The organism is Pseudoduganella sp. S-14, from assembly GCF_049913285.1.
GTDB lineage: Bacteria > Pseudomonadota > Gammaproteobacteria > Burkholderiales > Burkholderiaceae_D > Rugamonas.
Map to the genome: position 1 here is coordinate 2,228,250 of NZ_CP183991.1, position 14,528 is coordinate 2,242,777.

The following is a 14,528-nucleotide window of genomic DNA, read 5'->3' on the forward strand; positions in this document are numbered from 1 at the left end:
TTATGCAGTTCGACGTTCGCACCCTGTCGCCTGACATGGCCATCGGCCAGTTGGTGGTTGACGGCCGCGACGAGGCCGATGCGCGGCGCCAGGTGGAGGCGCGCGGCCTGTTTGTCAGCGCCATCACGCCGCGCAGCACCGGCCTGCGGGCGGGCAAGGCCAAGGCGCTTTCGCTGGTGCTGTTCAGCCAGGAATTGCTGGCGCTGCTGAACGCCGGCCTGGGCGTGGTGGAGGCGCTGGAAGCCTTGCTGGAAAAGGAATCGGCGCCGGCCACGCGTGGCGTGCTGGAACGCCTGCTGGCCGGACTGCGCGAGGGCCAGCGTTTTTCCACGGTGCTGGCGGACCAGCCGCAATTGTTTCCGCCGCTGTATGTGGGCATCGTCAAGGCGGCCGAAGGCACCAGCGACCTGCCGCGCTCCCTCGAACGTTTTATCGATTACCAGCAGCGGGTGGACCTGGTGCGCGCCAAGCTGGTGAGCGCGGCCATTTATCCCTGCATCCTGCTGCTGGTGGGCGGCGGCGTGTCGCTGTTCCTGATTGCCTATGTGGTGCCGCGCTTTGCCGAGGTATACCAGGGCGCGGGGCGCAACCTGCCGTGGATGTCGCAAGTGATGCTGAGCTGGGGCCAGTTTGCGGCCGCGCATACCCTGCCGCTGGTGGCCGGCATTGCCGCCGCGCTCGGCGGGGCGGTATTTGGCGTGCGCCACCTGGTGCGCAGCGGCGGCATGGCGCGCCTGCTGGCCCGCCTGCCGGGCGTGGGCGAACGGGTGAAGATTTATGAGCTGTCGCGCCTGTACCTGACGCTGGGCATGCTGAGCGAAGGCGGCATCACCATCGTGAACGCGGTGGACACCGTGCAGGCCATGGTGTCGGCCAATGTGAAAGAAGGCTTGCAGGGCGCGCGCGCCATGATCGAGGCGGGCTTGCCGCTGTCGTCGGCCTTCGAAGCCAACGGCCTGACCACGCCGATTTCCCTGCGCATGCTGCGCGTGGGCGAGCGCACCGGCGAAATGGGGGCGATGCTGACGCAGTCGGCGGCCTTCTACGACGGCGAAATCGGGCGCTGGATCGACCGCTTCACCCGTACTTTTGAACCGCTGCTGATGGCCGGCATCGGCCTGGTGGTGGGGGCTATCGTGGTACTGCTGTATATGCCGATTTTTGACCTGGCCGGAGAAATGGCATGACCTTGCCGGTGCTTGACGCAACCGTGCTGTCGAAGGCGCGCGCGCAAAGCGCGTTGTCGAAACGCAGCCTGGTGGAGGAGCTGGAAGACTTGTCCGGCATTGAACCGCGCATGGCGGTGCGGGCGCTGGCCCAGCCTTTCGGCCTGGCCGTGCTGGAAACGGCGGACATGCTGGCTTTCGCGCCGGCCTTCGACCTGCTGCCGCTGTCGCAGGCGATGGCGCGCCACTGCGTGCTGCTGCGTTCCCACGAAGGGGCGGCGGTGGGCGTGATTGCCGATCCTTTCGACCTCGATTTGCAGACCTGGCTGGCGACGCAGGCGCGCTGCTCGGCGGCGGCGCCGCTGCAATTGCGGCTGGCGCTGCAGGCCGATATCCAGGCCTACCTGTCCAAGCAGGAAGAGTCGGCGCGCGCCGTCGACACCCTGGTGCCGGGCGGGGAGGGCACGCGGCGCGACGGCAAGACGGCTGCGGTGCTGTCCTTTGCCTCGGTGTCGGAGGGCGCCAGCCCGGCCGTGAGGCTGGTGAATTCGACCCTGTACGACGCGCTGAAGGCGGGCGCTTCCGACATCCACCTGGAGTCGACCGCAGGCGGTCTGGCGGTCAAATACCGCGTGGACGGAGTGCTGGACCATGCCACGGCCGTCAACGGCATCGACGTGGCGGAGCAGATCATTTCGCGCCTGAAGGTGCTGGCCGAACTGGACATCGCGGAGCGGCGCGTGCCGCAGGACGGCAGCTTCCGCGTCGAATCGATGGGACGCGAGATCGACTTGCGGGTATCGATCATGCCTTCCATCCATGGTGAAGACGCGGTGATCCGTATCCTGGACAAGCGCGCCATGATCGAATCCTATGGCTCGCTGACGCTGGAAGCGCTGGGCTTCGACGAGTCGTCCCTGTCGACCTTGCGTGCGCTGGCGCAGGAGGCATACGGCATGCTGCTGGTGACCGGGCCGACCGGTTCCGGCAAGACCACCACGCTGTATGCGGCGCTGACCGAGATCCACAATGGCCGCGAAAAGATCATCACCATCGAAGACCCGGTGGAATACCAGCTGCCGGGCATCCTGCAGATCCCGGTCAACGAAAAGAAGGGCCTGACTTTTGCCAAGGGCCTGCGCTCGATCCTGCGCCACGATCCGGACAAGATCATGGTGGGAGAAATCCGCGACCGCGAAACGGCGGAAATCGCCGTGCAATCTGCGCTGACCGGCCACCTGGTGCTGACCACGGTCCACGCCAACAACGTGTTCGACGTGTTTGGGCGCTTTACCCACATGGGCATCGATCCCTACGCGTTCGTGTCGGCGTTGAACGGCATCTGGGCGCAGCGCCTGGTGCGCATCAACTGCCCGCATTGCGCGGTCGAAGTGACGCCGTCCGACGAGGAACTGGCCAGCGTGGGCCTGTCGCGCGCCGACGTCTACGAATACAACTTCAAGGAAGGCAAGGGCTGCGGCGATTGCCGCGGCACCGGTTACAAGGGACGCCGCTCGATCGCCGAGATCCTGACCCTGAACGATGAAATCCGCGAACTGATCGTGGAAAAACGGCCGATCCGCCAGATCAAGGCGGCCGCTTATGCCAACGGCACGCGCAGCCTGCGCCACGCGGCGCTGGAAGTGGTGCGGCGCGGCGATACGACCCTGGCAGAAATCAAGCGGGTGACCTTGCATGCTTAAGAATTTCACGCAATCGCTGCGCATCGACGTCACGCCGCAAGCATTGCGCCTGCTGCGCGTGCGGCGCTGGAGCCCGGCCGCGCCGGAACTGCTGGCCGGGCAAGGCCTGGCCGCCGGAACTGCAGGGCCGGTCGGCGTGGCAGAAGCCTTGCCTGGCGCGCTGGCCGCGCTGCTGGCTGGGCAGGACGCTGCCGGCATGTGCGCCAGCTTTGTCCTGTCCGATGACCTGGTGCGGCTGTGGCAGGTAACCCCGCCGGTGCAGGCCACCCGCCTGGCCGACCTGGAAGGCGCCGCTGCGCTGCGGTTTTACACGCTGTACGGTGAAACCCCGGCCGCCTGGCACGTCAGCGCGGACTGGAACGCTGCCGCCCCCTTCATGGCCGCTGCGGTTCCGCGCTTGCTGAAGGCCGCCATTGAAAACGCCGCGGCGCAGCATGGCCTGGCCGTCACCGCCATCGTTCCGCATTTCGTGGCAGCCTGGAACCGCCATGCCGGCGCCTTGAAGAACGACGCCTGGTTCGGCGTGGCACAAGACAATGTGCTGGCCTTGGCGGCCTGCGAAGACGGCAAGTTGCGCGCTGTGCGCCACGTCGCGATTCCGCATGGCGCCGATCATTACTGGCTGACGCAAGCGGCGCAGCGCGAGGCGCTGCTGCTTGGCCTGCAGCCGCCGGCGCTGATCCAGTTGAGCGGTGAAATTCCGCCGGCGCTGGCAAAGCCGGCCGGCAGCGACAAGCATATCGCCACCGCCGCACTGGGAGTTGCAGCATGAGGCCGATGCAGATCGATTTCGCCGCTGCGAGCTGGCGCGGCACGCTGTATCGGGTGCACCCGGCCGTCCTGGCTGCGGGCGCGCTGGGCGCCGCATTGCTTCTGGCCGGCGCCGCCTTCGGGGTACAGGCCGCGAAACAGCAGGCGCTGCGCGAAGAAAGCCTGCACGCCCGGCAGCGCAAGCAAGCCGCCGCCGTGCGCGCGCCTGAGCGCAAGCCGGAAACCGTGATTCCCGAGGGGCAGGCCGTGGCCGTCAACGCCGCCATCCTGCAATTGAATCTGCCATGGCGCGACCTGCAGGATGCCGTTGCCGCCGCCAATACGCCGGCCGTGGCCTTGCTGGCGCTGGACCCCGACCCGCGCAAGCAAACGCTGAAAATCACGGCCGAGGCCAAGAACAGCGACGACATGGTTGGCTACATCGAGCAATTGAAGCAGCAGGAATTCTTCGCCGGCGCGGCGCTCTTGCGTCATGAAATCAACGACCAGGACCCGAACCGCCCGCTGCGGTTCCAGGTGGAAGTGCAATGGAGGGCGCGATGAACCTTGCCGCCCTGTTGCTGCGCCTGCGCCTGGTGGCGATGCGCCTTGGCGTTGCCGGCTGCGTTGCGCTGGCGCTGCTGCTGGCAGGCGCTTGCGCGCTGGCATGGTCGCTCAAGGCACGCCAGCAGGCAGCCGAGCCTTTGCCGCCGGCGCCGCCGGTGCTGGTGCAAGCGGCGCCGCCGCCAACTGCCAACGAGAACCTGGCCCATTTCTATGCCACGCTGGGCGAAAAGCGCCTGGCAGAGCAGCAGGTCAAGCAACTGTTCGACATCGCTGCCAAGACCGGGCTGGCGCTGGAGCAGGGCGATTACAAATTCAGCGTGGACAAGGCCAGTGGCGTGTCCGCCTACCAGGTGACGCTGCCGCTGAAAGGCGCCTACCAGAATATCTGGCAGTTCAGCATGCAGGCGCTGTCGGCGATCCCGTTCGCGGCACTGGACGATATCGCCTTCCGCCGCGAAACCATCAGCGAGCCGGTGGTCGAGGCGCGGATGCGCTTTACGCTGTACCTGAAGGAGAAGCCATGAAGCCTCGCCATATGCTGATGGGCGTGGCGCTGGCGGGAGCTGCCGCGCTCGTGCTGTTCGGCGACAAGGCTCCCAGCGACACGGTGGCGGAAGCGGTGGAACGCAAGCCTGCGCGCGCCCCGGCAGCCGGCGTGCCGCCAGCGGCCAAAGGGGGCAATGCGGCGACCGGCGAAGCGTCGATCTTGCGCCTGGTGCCGCGCGAAGAATTGATTGGCGACGTTGGCGAAGGTTCCTTCAAGAGCAAGGACGGGGTGTTCGGCGGACAAAACTGGAACCCGCCACCGCCGCCGCCAACGGCAGCGGAACTGAAGCCGCCGCCGCCACCGCCGCCAACCGCGCCGCCGCTGCCGTTCCAGTTCCTGGGCAAGGCGGCCGCCGACGGCCAGTGGGAGGTCTACCTTGCCCGCGGCGAGCAAACCTTTGTCGTGAAAAAAGGCATGCAGATCGACGCGACGTACCGTGTGGACGCGATTGCACCGCCAACCCTGACGATGACCTACCTGCCCATGAACCAGGTGCAGCAGTTAAATATTGGAGTGATTGAGTGAAGCCAAGTCTGAGAACGCTGTCGCTGTCCGTGCTGGTGTTGGCGCTGTCCGGCTGCGCGGCCGAAATGGCCTACCGCGATGGCCGCAGCCTTGTGGAAAAAGACCAGGTGGAAGCAGGCCTGCTGAAATACCAGGAAGCAGTGGAGCGCGATCCGGGCAACCCCATCTACCGGTCCGCCTATATCAATGCGCGCGACCGCACCACGGTCCGGCTGCTGGCCCAGGCCGAGCAACTGGCCGCCGAAGGCAAGTACGCCCTGGCGGCGCAGGACTACCAGCGGGTGCTGGCGCTCAACCCGCAGAATGAGCGCGCACGCGGTGGCTTGCGAGCGCTGGAAATGGCGGATCGCCACGACAAGCTGCTGGCGCAAGCCCGCGCATTCCTGGAGCAGAAGGAATACGAAGCAGCCAAGAACCGCGTCGGCACCGTGCTGGCAGAACAGCCGGACCACGCTGGCGGCCGCGCCCTGATGCGCGAGATCAATGAACAGATGCCGCTGCCGCCGGCCGAATCGGGCCTGTCCAAGGCTTTCAGGACGCCCATCACGATCGAGTTCCGCGAAGCGCCGCTGAAGCAGGTGTTCGACATCATTTCGCGCCGCTCGGGCCTGAACTTCATCTTCGACAAGGACGTGAAGAGCGACGCGCGCACCACCATCATGCTGAAGAACAGCACGGTGGAATCGGCGATCTACTTCCTGCTGATGACCAACCAGCTGGAACAGCAGGTGATGGATGCCAACACCATCCTGATTTACCCGAATACGGCGGCCAAGCTGAAGGAATACCAGGAAACGGTGGTGCGTACCTTCTATTTGTCGAACGCGGAAGCGAAGACCGTTGCCAATACGCTCAAAACCATCCTCAAGTCGCGCGATGTGGTGGCCGACGAGAAGCTCAACCTGGTGATTCTGCGCGACAGCGCCGACGCAGTGAAGCTAGCCGAGAAAATCATCGCCACGCAAGACCAGGCAGAACCTGAAGTGATGCTGGACGTCGAGATCCTGGAGGTCAAGCGCAGCCGCCTGCTGAAGCTGGGCGTGGATTGGCCGAACGCGGTGGGACTGTCGGTGCTGAACAGCGGTGGCACCGGAGACAAGCTGAAATTGCGCGACCTCGATTCCATCAACCGCGATACCATCGGCGTGTCCGCGCTCGGCACGACCGTCAATATCAAGAAGACCGACGGCGACACCAACCTGCTGGCCAGCCCGCGCATCCGCGTGCGCAACAAGGAAAAAGCCAAGGTCGTGATCGGGGAAAAGGTGCCGGTGATTACCACCACCATTTCGCCGGGCACGGGCGGCTTCGCTTCGGAGTCGGTGAGCTATGTCGATGTCGGGCTGACGCTCAATGCGGAGCCGATCATCTACCTGAACAACGAAGTGGGCATCCGCATTGCGCTGGAGGTGTCGAACCTGATCGACCGGGTGACGACTGCTACCGGCACCACCGCCTACCAGATCGGCACGCGCCAGGCCTCCACTTTCCTGCAACTGAAGGATGGCGAGAACCAGGTGCTGGCTGGCCTCATCAACAGCGAAGAGCGCAGCACCGGCAACCGCGTGCCGGGACTGGGCGACCTGCCTATCCTGGGCCGCCTGTTTGGTTCCCAGACGGACGACAAGCAGAAGACCGAGATCGTGCTGTCGATTACGCCGCATCTGGTGCGCAACCTGCAGCGTCCGGAGACCTCGGCCGCGGAATTCTCGGCCGGTACCGAAGCGAACTTCCGCCGCAAGCCTGACGTTGCGCCACGCCAGGCCGTGGTGTTGCCGGGGGCACGCCCGGCCGGAGCCGCTCCGGCACAGGAGGCGGCACCGACCGCCGTGCCGACGCCTGGCGTAGCGCCAGCCGCTCCGGCCGACCTGTCCGCGCCGCAGAAACTGCCTTTGTCGAACACCCAGCCCGGTCCGGCGTCAAGCGTGACCAGGCCGCTGCCGCCGCCGGCGCCCGCGCCGGCCAATACGGTGCAGCCGCCTGCAAGCACGGAGCGTAAAGAGTAAGCATGCGCGCGCGCGGATTCACCCTGATCGAACTGCTGGTGACGCTGGCCATCCTTGGCCTGCTCGCCGCGCTGGCGATCCCGGTCGGCCAGACCGTGGTCCAGCGCCGCAACGAGCAGGAGCTGCGCAGCGCGCTGCACGTGATCCGCAAGGCGCTGGACGATTACAAAACCGCCTACGATGAAGGCCGCATTGCCAAGTCCATCACCGGCAACGGTTACCCGCGCACGCTGGAGGTGCTGGTGGAAGGCGTGGTCGACGTGCGCAGCCCGAAGCGCGCCAAGATCTTCTTCCTGCGGCGCATTCCGCGCGACCCTTTCAACTCGGACTCGAACGCCAGCAATGGCCAGAGCTGGGGCAAGCGCAGCTACGCCAGCGATGCCGACGATCCGCGCGAAGGCGAGGATGTTTTTGACGTGTATTCGACTTCGGAGCAGGTAGGCCTGAACGGCGTGCCTTACAAGAAATGGTGAACAAGAGGGGCTTCACGCTGATTGAACTGCTGGTGGTGCTGGGCATCATCGCCCTGCTGCTGACGCTCGCCGTGCCGCGCTACTTCCCGAGCGTGGACAAGACCAAGGAAACCATCCTGGCCGACAACCTGCGCAGCACGCGCGCCATCATCGACCAATACTACGGCGATACCGGCCGCTTCCCGGACAGCCTGGAACAGCTGGTGGAAAAAAAATACCTGCGCGCGGTGCCGATCGACCCGATCACGGAAAAAAGCGACAGCTGGACCATCGTGCCGCCGGACGACGTCGGCAAAGGCGGCGTGGCAGACATCAAGAGCGGAGCGCCCGGCAATGACCGCAGCGGCAAGCCTTATTCGGAATGGTAGGCAGCACGGGTTCACCTACGTCAGCGTAGTGATCCTGGTGGCGATTATCGGCCTGGTTGGCGCCATGTCGCTGCGGCTTGGCACGACCATGCAGCGTGCGGCCGCCGAACAGGCCCTGCTTGATATCGGTATGGAGTACAGCAATGCGCTGGCCAGCTACGCCGCCGCCACGCCACAGGGGCAGCCCAACTATCCGAAGTCTTTTGCCGAACTCCTGAAAGATCCGCGCTTCCCGCAGTTGCGCCGCCACTTGCGCCGCGTATATGTCGACCCGATGACAGGCAAGGCCGAATGGGGATTGGTGAAGGCTACAGAAAACGGCGGCATCCTGGCCATCTACAGCCTGTCCAAGGCCACGCCGATCAAGATCGGTAATTTTCCCCCGCGCTTCGTCGCATTTGAAGGCAAGACCAGCCTGGCGGACTGGAAATTCAGCGGCGAAGGCGTGCAGGTCGCGGGAGCCAAGGGTGGGGACGGACAGCAGCCTGTCCTGCAACCGGGCCAGCCGGCCAAGCCGGGATCGGGCATGCAGCCAGGCAGTCCGCTGACCGGCATGGACGGTACACAGCCGGGGGGCTTGAATGGCACGCCGCCCGGCAGCAAGACCGGCACGCCGCAAGAGCCCCCAAGGCCGGCCGAGCCGCCGGAGCCGCCACAGGAACCGCAGGAACCGCCGCAAGAACCGGCACAGGAACCACAGGAAGCCCCGCAAGAGCCGCCGCCAGGACAGTCCGGCGACCAGCCGCGCGAGGAGCCGCCAGCACCGCCGTCGCGGCGCTGAGGCTGCGCCGCCTTATTTGGCGCGGCGCTTGAAGTCGCGCAGGCGGAAACCGAGCGTGAACAAGGTGCCGAAGTACACCACCACGCAAGCGCCGATCACCAGGAACAGCGCACCGGCGCGCAGGAATGCATGCTGGCGCATGGCCAGCCAGTCAAACTGCTGCGCACCGAACCAGCCGGCAAGGCCCATCAGGACGACGGCCAGCAGCAGGCGGGCCAGGAACTTCGGCCACCCCGGTTGCGGCGCGTAGATGCCCTTCGCGCGCAGGCCGCGGTACAGCAGGGCAGCGTTCAGCAGTGCCGCCACGCTGATCGACAGCGCCAGGCCCGCCACCTTGAACTGCCAGACGAAGGCCAGGTTCATCACCTGCGTCGCGACCAGGGTGATGATACCGATGCGTACCGGCGTGCGCACGTCCTGGCGTGCATAGAAGGCCGGCGTCAGCGACTTGACCAGGATGATGCCGAGCAGGCCGACCGCATAGGCCAGCAAGGGCTGGGCCGACATCACGGCAGCGAAGTCGGTGAATTTGCCGTTGTGGAACAGGGTCGCCATCAGGGGCAGGGCCAGCACGGCGATGCCCACCGCCGCCGGCATGGCCAGCAGGAAGGTCAGGCGCAGGCCCCAGTCCAGCAGGGCCGAATATTCCGCATGGTCCTGCTCCTGGCTGGCCTTGGACAGGCTTGGCAGCAGGATGGTGCCGAGCGCCACGCCGAGCAGGGCGTTGGGGAATTCCATCAGGCGGTCGGCCGCGGTCAGCCAGGACACGCTGCCTTCCTGCATCCAGGACGCATAGGTGGTGTTGATCATCAGGCTGATTTGCGCCACCGAGACGGCAAACAGGGCCGGCACCATGTTCTTCAGCATGCGGCGCACGCCCGGATCGGCCAGGCCGGCGCGCGGATTCCACGACAGGCGTGGCAGCATGCCGATCTTCACCAGCGAAGGCACCTGGAGCGCAACCTGCAGGATGCCGCCGACCATGACGGCAATCGCCATCGCGTAGACCGGCTGCTTCAGGTGTGGCGCCAGGAACAGTGCGGCGCTGATGAAGGAAATGTTCAGCAGCACCGGAGTGAAGGCCGGGATCTTGAACTGGCGCCAGGTATTCAGCACGCCGCTGGACAGCGCGACGAAGGACATGCAGGCAATATAAGGGAACATCAGCCGCGTCATCCAGACGGCGGCGTCGAACGATGCCGGATCTTTGCTCAGGCCGGAACCAATCAGGTAGATGAACAGCGGGGCGCCTATAATACCGACTGCGCTGGTGAGCAGCGTGGCCCAGACCAGCACGGTCGCCACATGGTCAACCAGTGAGCGGGTCGCTTCTTCGCCCTGCTTGTTTTTGTATTCTGCCAACATGGGCACAAATGCCTGCGAAAACGCGCCTTCGGCAAATAGGCGGCGCAGCAGGTTGGGAATGCGGAAGGCAATGTAGAAGGCGTCGGTCATGCCGCCCGCGCCGAAAGCGCGGAAGAACAGGACTTCACGAAGCAGTCCCGTAATGCGGGACAACATTGTCATGCTTGAAATAGCGGCGAGGGTCTTGAGCAAGTTCATGGGCGCTGATTATAGCGAAAGCGGCAACGCCCCGACATTTTGAATTGCCCTGGCAGCAAAACCCCGTTATAATTTAAGGCTGTACAGAATTCAGTAAGGCAGGCAGCGACGTTCAGCCGGCTCTGAAAACACCGCACCGGTTTGGCAAACGCTATTGTTTGCAAACGAACTTTGACAACGAATTAGGATTCTCAAATGGCAAATACCGCGCAAGCGCGCAAACGCGCTCGTCAAGCAGTCAAGCAAAACGCTCACAACTCCGCTCAGCGTTCGACCCTGCGTACCGCTATCAAGGCTGTTCGCAAGGCAATCCAGGCTGGCGACAAAGCTGCTGCTACCACCATCTTCCAGGCTTCCGTGTCGACCATCGACTCGATCGCTGACAAGAAAATCATCCACAAGAACAAGGCTGCTCGTCATAAGAGCCGTCTGGCAGCTGCCCTGAAGGCACTGTCCGCCTAAGTTCGTGTGCTGGCGGCACTAGCCGCCAAACAGGTGTACCGGAATAACCCGCATGGCTTGCGCCATAGCGGGTTTTTCGCTTTGTGCTTACTTCATCGAAGCAGCCATGGAAGCGGCGGAGGCTGCCGATGCAGCGGCGGAAGCTGCAGCAGAGGCGGCTTTCTTGGCTTTCTTGGCAGACTTCTTGGCAGAGGCCGCGTCCGCTGCGGCAGCCGAGGCGGCCATGGAAGCGGAAGCCATTGGCGCGGCCGACGCCATGGAGGCGGCGGATGCTGCAGCGGAAGCCGATGCCGAAGCTTTCATATGGTGGTCGGCAGCAAAGGCGGAGCAGGACAGCAGGGAGGCAAGCAGCACGACAGTAGTCTTAGACATGACGAACTCCTTTTATGGTGGATGCAGGTTCAGGTGAACCTGATTCATCAACGCTGCCGCAACTTGCCAGGTTGACTTATTTTTCCGGGCGCAAATCGTCCGGTGCAACCTCCATCCATTCACCCGGCATCAGCGGGTGGCTGGCCAGCGAAATGTCGCCGATGGCCGAGCGCACCAGGCGCAGGGTGGGGTGGCCGATGGCAGCGGTCATGCGGCGCACCTGGCGGTTCTTGCCTTCCTGCAGTGTGATGGCGAGCCAGGAAGTCGGCTGCCCGGCGCGCTGGCGGATGGGCGGATTGCGTGGCCACAGCCAGCCAGGTTCAGCAATGCGTAGCGCCTTGCAGGGCAGGGTAGTGAAGTCGCCCAGGTCCAGCGGCGCCTGCAGGCGCGTCATGGCGCCGGCATCCGGCACGCCCTCCACCTGTACCAGGTAAGTCTTGGCCTCCTTGCGGTCGGGGTGGGCGATCTTGTGCTGCAGCTTGCCGTCGTCGGTCATCAGCATCAGGCCTTCGCTGTCGTAGTCGAGGCGACCAGCGGGATAGACGTTCGGGATCTTGATGTAGTCGGCCAGCGTTTCCTTATCTCCGGAGGGGGAAAACTGGCACAATACCTGGAAAGGTTTATTAAAAAGTATCAGAGGCATAGGTAGCTAGTATAGCGCCCAGTAAAATACTGGTGCATAATGTGGAACGCTAGTGTCTTATGTCTTATAGAAGACTGCCAAAACCCTTCTTCGGAGAACACGATGTACCAACATATCAAAGTACCTGCCGACGGCCAGAAAATCACCGTTAACGCCGACTTTTCCCTGAACGTGCCTGACACCCCGATCATTCCTTACCTGGAAGGCGACGGCACCGGCGTGGACATCACCCCGGTGATGATCAAGGTGGTGGATGCGGCTGTTGCCAAGTCCTACGGCGGCAAGCGCAAGATCAGCTGGATGGAGATCTTCGCCGGCGAGAAATCGACCAAGGTCTACGGCCCGGACGTGTGGCTGCCGGAAGAAACCCTGAAGGTACTGAAGGATTATGTGGTGTCGATCAAGGGCCCGCTGACCACCCCGGTTGGCGGCGGCATCCGTTCCCTGAACGTGGCCCTGCGCCAGGAACTGGACCTGTACGTCTGCCTGCGCCCGGTGCGCTACTTCAAGGGAGTGCCTTCGCCGGTGCGCGAGCCTGAGAAGACCGATATGGTGATCTTCCGCGAAAATTCGGAAGACATCTACGCCGGCATCGAGTGGCAGGAAGGCTCGGAAGGCGCCAAGAAGCTGATCGAGTTCCTGACCAAGGAAATGGGCGTGAAGAAGATCCGCTTCCCTGGCACGTCCGGCATCGGCGTCAAGCCGGTTTCGCGCGAAGGCACCGAGCGCCTGGTGCGCAAGGCGATCCAGTACGCGATCGACAACGACAAGCCTTCCGTGACCATCGTCCACAAGGGCAACATCATGAAGTACACCGAAGGTGGCTTCCGTGACTGGGCCTACGAACTGGCGCAAAAGGAATTCGGTGCCGAGCTGATCGACGGTGGCCCATGGTGCAAGTTCAAGAATCCGAAGACCGGCCGCGAGATCACCGTCAAGGATTCGATCGCCGACGCGTTCCTGCAGCAGATCCTGCTGCGTCCGGCGGAGTACTCCGTGATCGCCACCCTGAACCTGAACGGCGACTACATTTCCGACGCACTGGCGGCACAAGTAGGCGGTATCGGCATTGCGCCGGGCGCCAACCTGTCCGACTCCGTGGCCATGTTCGAAGCGACCCACGGCACCGCGCCTAAGTATGCGGGCAAGGACTATGTGAACCCTGGCTCTCTGATCCTGTCGGCTGAAATGATGCTGCGTCACATGGGCTGGACCGAGGCTGCGGACCTGATCATCTCCTCCATGGAGAAAGCGATCACTTCCAAGAAAGTTACCTACGACTTCGCCCGCCTGATGGAAGGCGCGACCCAGGTGTCGTGCTCCGGCTTCGGTGACGTCATGATCGAACAGATGTAAGCCAAGCTCGTTTCCACGCAAACCCCGCCATCCGCAAGGAGGCGGGGTTTTTCATTCCGCGCCTGACGCGGCTCAACATGGCGGGGTGTGAAGCGGCAGAGAATAAACCGCTTACGCTCACTCGAGGAGGCTGCCATGCCGCAGAGCTTGCTTGACGATGAATCGTCCCCGTCCGAAGATGATGATGAAGCGCGACTTCGCCAGCTGGAGAAACAGGTGGATACCCTCAATTGCGAACTGGCCTTATTACGTCAGCACATGGAAAATGGCTTTGCCCTGGTGCGGTCCGATATGGCTGCGTGCTTTGCCGAAGCCGACCTCAAGAGTTCCGCGCGCTTTGCCGAGGCCGAACGCAAGAATATCGAGCGCTTTGCCGAGGCCGAGCGCAAGAATATCGAACGCTTTGCCGAAGCGGAGCGCGAGAATAGTGAACGCTTTGCAAAAGCCGAGCGCAACAACTTGGAGCGCTTTTCCGCGGCTCGCCGGGAGTCGGACGAGCGTTTCAATCGGCAGGATGACAATATGAGGGCGCTCGTAGCTCAGTTGCAAACGCAGATGCTTGAAATGGACAAGCGTCATGATGCACACATGGTCGAGATGAGGCGTCAGCACGATACGTTCAGCCGCTGGATGGTAGGCTTGACGCTCGGCGTCGTCGTCTTGGTGGCGCATCTGGCCAGCCGTATGTTTTAGCGAATCGCGCGGGCGTGATAAAAGTGCAGGCAGTCGAGTGCGCTGCCGGCGACTTCGGCCTGGATAGGGGAGGGGCCGGCAAAGATGAAGCCGGCGCGCTGCAGGACGCGGGCGGAGGCTGCGTTGGCAATTGTGACGTGGGCGTCGAGGCCAACTAGCTGCCAGTGGCCGTAAGCCAGTTCCATCAAGTGTGCCAGCGCGGCGCCGGCAAGTCCCCGGCCGCAGGCATAAGAGGCGATCCGGTAGCCGACTTCGGCGCGCAATGAGACCTGGTCGATACCTTTCAGGTTGCAACGGCCAATAATCTCCCCATCTTCGACCAGCAGGCAGGGATGCATGGTGCCGGCTGCGTGGCGGGCGAGGTAATCGTCGATATGCGCGGCAACGCCAGGCAGAATGTAAAAGTCTGGCGTGCGGGCATCGACCTGGGATTCGAACCAGTCGCGGTTGGCGAGTTCAAATTCCAGCAGCGCGGGCGCATCGGCTGTTGTCAAAGTGCGGATTTGCATGACGAAATCGGCATAGTGCAGGTATGATGGCAGGCGAAAAAAAA

17 protein-coding genes are annotated in these 14,528 nt (G+C 63.7%); 13 read left to right on the top strand and 4 right to left on the bottom strand.

Features of this window, described 5'->3' with window-relative positions; translation table 11 throughout:
- Positions 1-2: 2 nt before the first annotated feature.
- The 10 genes from ACN9MZ_RS10180 to ACN9MZ_RS10225 are packed head-to-tail and all read left to right on the top strand — an operon-like array spanning position 3 to position 8,886.
- A complete protein-coding gene (locus ACN9MZ_RS10180; protein WP_426342028.1) occupies positions 3-1,187 on the top strand; it encodes a type II secretion system F family protein in 1,185 nt (394 codons plus the stop codon).
- Entirely contained in the window at positions 1,184-2,869 is a 1,686-nt protein-coding gene (locus ACN9MZ_RS10185) for a GspE/PulE family protein (protein WP_426342029.1), read from the top strand. The genes ACN9MZ_RS10180 and ACN9MZ_RS10185 overlap by 4 nt, the downstream gene beginning before the upstream one ends.
- Positions 2,862-3,641, top strand: coding sequence for a hypothetical protein (locus ACN9MZ_RS10190; protein WP_426342030.1), 780 nt, complete (start codon positions 2,862-2,864; stop codon positions 3,639-3,641). Before ACN9MZ_RS10185 ends, ACN9MZ_RS10190 begins: the two co-directional genes overlap by 8 nt.
- Positions 3,638-4,183 (top strand): hypothetical protein, encoded by a 546-nt coding sequence (locus tag ACN9MZ_RS10195; RefSeq protein ID WP_426342031.1) that lies wholly within the window; start codon positions 3,638-3,640, stop codon positions 4,181-4,183. Before ACN9MZ_RS10190 ends, ACN9MZ_RS10195 begins: the two co-directional genes overlap by 4 nt.
- Positions 4,180-4,710, top strand: coding sequence for a hypothetical protein (locus ACN9MZ_RS10200; RefSeq protein ID WP_426170589.1), 531 nt, complete (start codon positions 4,180-4,182; stop codon positions 4,708-4,710). The genes ACN9MZ_RS10195 and ACN9MZ_RS10200 overlap by 4 nt, the downstream gene beginning before the upstream one ends.
- Positions 4,707-5,258, top strand: coding sequence for a hypothetical protein (locus ACN9MZ_RS10205; protein ID WP_426342032.1), 552 nt, complete (start codon positions 4,707-4,709; stop codon positions 5,256-5,258). Before ACN9MZ_RS10200 ends, ACN9MZ_RS10205 begins: the two co-directional genes overlap by 4 nt.
- The gene (locus ACN9MZ_RS10210) at positions 5,255-7,264 is read left to right on the top strand and encodes a secretin N-terminal domain-containing protein (RefSeq protein WP_426342033.1); all 2,010 of its coding nucleotides are present in this window, start codon (positions 5,255-5,257) and stop codon (positions 7,262-7,264) included. The genes ACN9MZ_RS10205 and ACN9MZ_RS10210 overlap by 4 nt, the downstream gene beginning before the upstream one ends.
- Before the next feature lie 2 nt (positions 7,265-7,266).
- Positions 7,267-7,737, top strand: coding sequence for a prepilin-type N-terminal cleavage/methylation domain-containing protein (locus ACN9MZ_RS10215; protein ID WP_426342034.1), 471 nt, complete (start codon positions 7,267-7,269; stop codon positions 7,735-7,737).
- The gene (locus ACN9MZ_RS10220; RefSeq protein WP_426342035.1) at positions 7,731-8,105 is read left to right on the top strand and encodes a type II secretion system protein; all 375 of its coding nucleotides are present in this window, start codon (positions 7,731-7,733) and stop codon (positions 8,103-8,105) included. Before ACN9MZ_RS10215 ends, ACN9MZ_RS10220 begins: the two co-directional genes overlap by 7 nt.
- Positions 8,071-8,886: a type II secretion system protein gene (locus tag ACN9MZ_RS10225; protein ID WP_426342036.1), complete on the top strand. Its 816-nt coding sequence runs from the start codon at positions 8,071-8,073 to the stop codon at positions 8,884-8,886. The genes ACN9MZ_RS10220 and ACN9MZ_RS10225 overlap by 35 nt, the downstream gene beginning before the upstream one ends.
- 12 nt (positions 8,887-8,898) lie before the next feature.
- Here ACN9MZ_RS10225 and murJ read toward each other — a convergent pair whose 3' ends face one another.
- Positions 8,899-10,449, bottom strand: coding sequence for a murein biosynthesis integral membrane protein MurJ (gene murJ, locus ACN9MZ_RS10230; protein ID WP_426342037.1), 1,551 nt, complete (start codon positions 10,447-10,449; stop codon positions 8,899-8,901).
- A gap of 195 nt (positions 10,450-10,644) precedes the next feature.
- Here murJ and rpsT point away from each other — a divergent pair, with 195 nt between their 5' ends.
- Entirely contained in the window at positions 10,645-10,911 is a 267-nt protein-coding gene (gene rpsT, locus ACN9MZ_RS10235; protein ID WP_055937377.1) for a 30S ribosomal protein S20, read from the top strand.
- Positions 10,912-10,998: 87 nt separating this feature from the next.
- Here the strand turns inward: rpsT and ACN9MZ_RS10240 are convergent, their stop codons facing one another.
- Entirely contained in the window at positions 10,999-11,283 is a 285-nt protein-coding gene (locus ACN9MZ_RS10240; protein WP_426342038.1) for a hypothetical protein, read from the bottom strand.
- A 76-nt stretch (positions 11,284-11,359) separates the two neighbouring features.
- Positions 11,360-11,926 carry a pseudouridine synthase gene (locus tag ACN9MZ_RS10245; RefSeq protein WP_426342039.1) on the bottom strand — a complete coding sequence of 189 codons (567 nt, stop codon included), beginning with the start codon at positions 11,924-11,926 and terminating at the stop codon, positions 11,360-11,362.
- A gap of 102 nt (positions 11,927-12,028) precedes the next feature.
- On the opposite strand from ACN9MZ_RS10245, the gene icd reads away from it, so the two are divergent.
- On the top strand, positions 12,029-13,282 hold the full coding sequence (icd, locus tag ACN9MZ_RS10250; protein ID WP_426342040.1) for an NADP-dependent isocitrate dehydrogenase: 1,254 nt from the start codon (positions 12,029-12,031) through the stop codon (positions 13,280-13,282).
- A 135-nt stretch (positions 13,283-13,417) separates the two neighbouring features.
- Positions 13,418-13,975 carry a hypothetical protein gene (locus ACN9MZ_RS10255; RefSeq protein WP_426342041.1) on the top strand — a complete coding sequence of 186 codons (558 nt, stop codon included), beginning with the start codon at positions 13,418-13,420 and terminating at the stop codon, positions 13,973-13,975.
- On the opposite strand, the gene ACN9MZ_RS10260 is transcribed toward ACN9MZ_RS10255, so the two are convergent.
- A complete protein-coding gene (locus tag ACN9MZ_RS10260; RefSeq protein WP_426342042.1) occupies positions 13,972-14,484 on the bottom strand; it encodes a GNAT family N-acetyltransferase in 513 nt (170 codons plus the stop codon). The two genes, ACN9MZ_RS10255 and ACN9MZ_RS10260, sit on opposite strands and share 4 nt — an antisense overlap.
- Between the last annotated feature and the right edge of the window lie 44 nt (positions 14,485-14,528).

Coding starts and splice junctions, on each gene's coding strand:
- ACN9MZ_RS10180 (WP_426342028.1), top strand. CDS start 3: ATGCAGTTCGACGTTCGCACCCTGTCGCCTGACATGGCCATCGGCCAG.
- ACN9MZ_RS10185 (WP_426342029.1), top strand. CDS start 1,184: ATGACCTTGCCGGTGCTTGACGCAACCGTGCTGTCGAAGGCGCGCGCG.
- ACN9MZ_RS10190 (WP_426342030.1), top strand. CDS start 2,862: ATGCTTAAGAATTTCACGCAATCGCTGCGCATCGACGTCACGCCGCAA.
- ACN9MZ_RS10195 (WP_426342031.1), top strand. CDS start 3,638: ATGAGGCCGATGCAGATCGATTTCGCCGCTGCGAGCTGGCGCGGCACG.
- ACN9MZ_RS10200 (WP_426170589.1), top strand. CDS start 4,180: ATGAACCTTGCCGCCCTGTTGCTGCGCCTGCGCCTGGTGGCGATGCGC.
- ACN9MZ_RS10205 (WP_426342032.1), top strand. CDS start 4,707: ATGAAGCCTCGCCATATGCTGATGGGCGTGGCGCTGGCGGGAGCTGCC.
- ACN9MZ_RS10215 (WP_426342034.1), top strand. CDS start 7,267: ATGCGCGCGCGCGGATTCACCCTGATCGAACTGCTGGTGACGCTGGCC.
- ACN9MZ_RS10220 (WP_426342035.1), top strand. CDS start 7,731: ATGGTGAACAAGAGGGGCTTCACGCTGATTGAACTGCTGGTGGTGCTG.
- ACN9MZ_RS10225 (WP_426342036.1), top strand. CDS start 8,071: ATGACCGCAGCGGCAAGCCTTATTCGGAATGGTAGGCAGCACGGGTTC.
- murJ (WP_426342037.1), bottom strand. CDS start 10,449: ATGAACTTGCTCAAGACCCTCGCCGCTATTTCAAGCATGACAATGTTG.
- rpsT (WP_055937377.1), top strand. CDS start 10,645: ATGGCAAATACCGCGCAAGCGCGCAAACGCGCTCGTCAAGCAGTCAAG.
- ACN9MZ_RS10240 (WP_426342038.1), bottom strand. CDS start 11,283: ATGTCTAAGACTACTGTCGTGCTGCTTGCCTCCCTGCTGTCCTGCTCC.
- ACN9MZ_RS10245 (WP_426342039.1), bottom strand. CDS start 11,926: ATGCCTCTGATACTTTTTAATAAACCTTTCCAGGTATTGTGCCAGTTT.
- icd (WP_426342040.1), top strand. CDS start 12,029: ATGTACCAACATATCAAAGTACCTGCCGACGGCCAGAAAATCACCGTT.
- ACN9MZ_RS10255 (WP_426342041.1), top strand. CDS start 13,418: ATGCCGCAGAGCTTGCTTGACGATGAATCGTCCCCGTCCGAAGATGAT.
- ACN9MZ_RS10260 (WP_426342042.1), bottom strand. CDS start 14,484: ATGCAAATCCGCACTTTGACAACAGCCGATGCGCCCGCGCTGCTGGAA.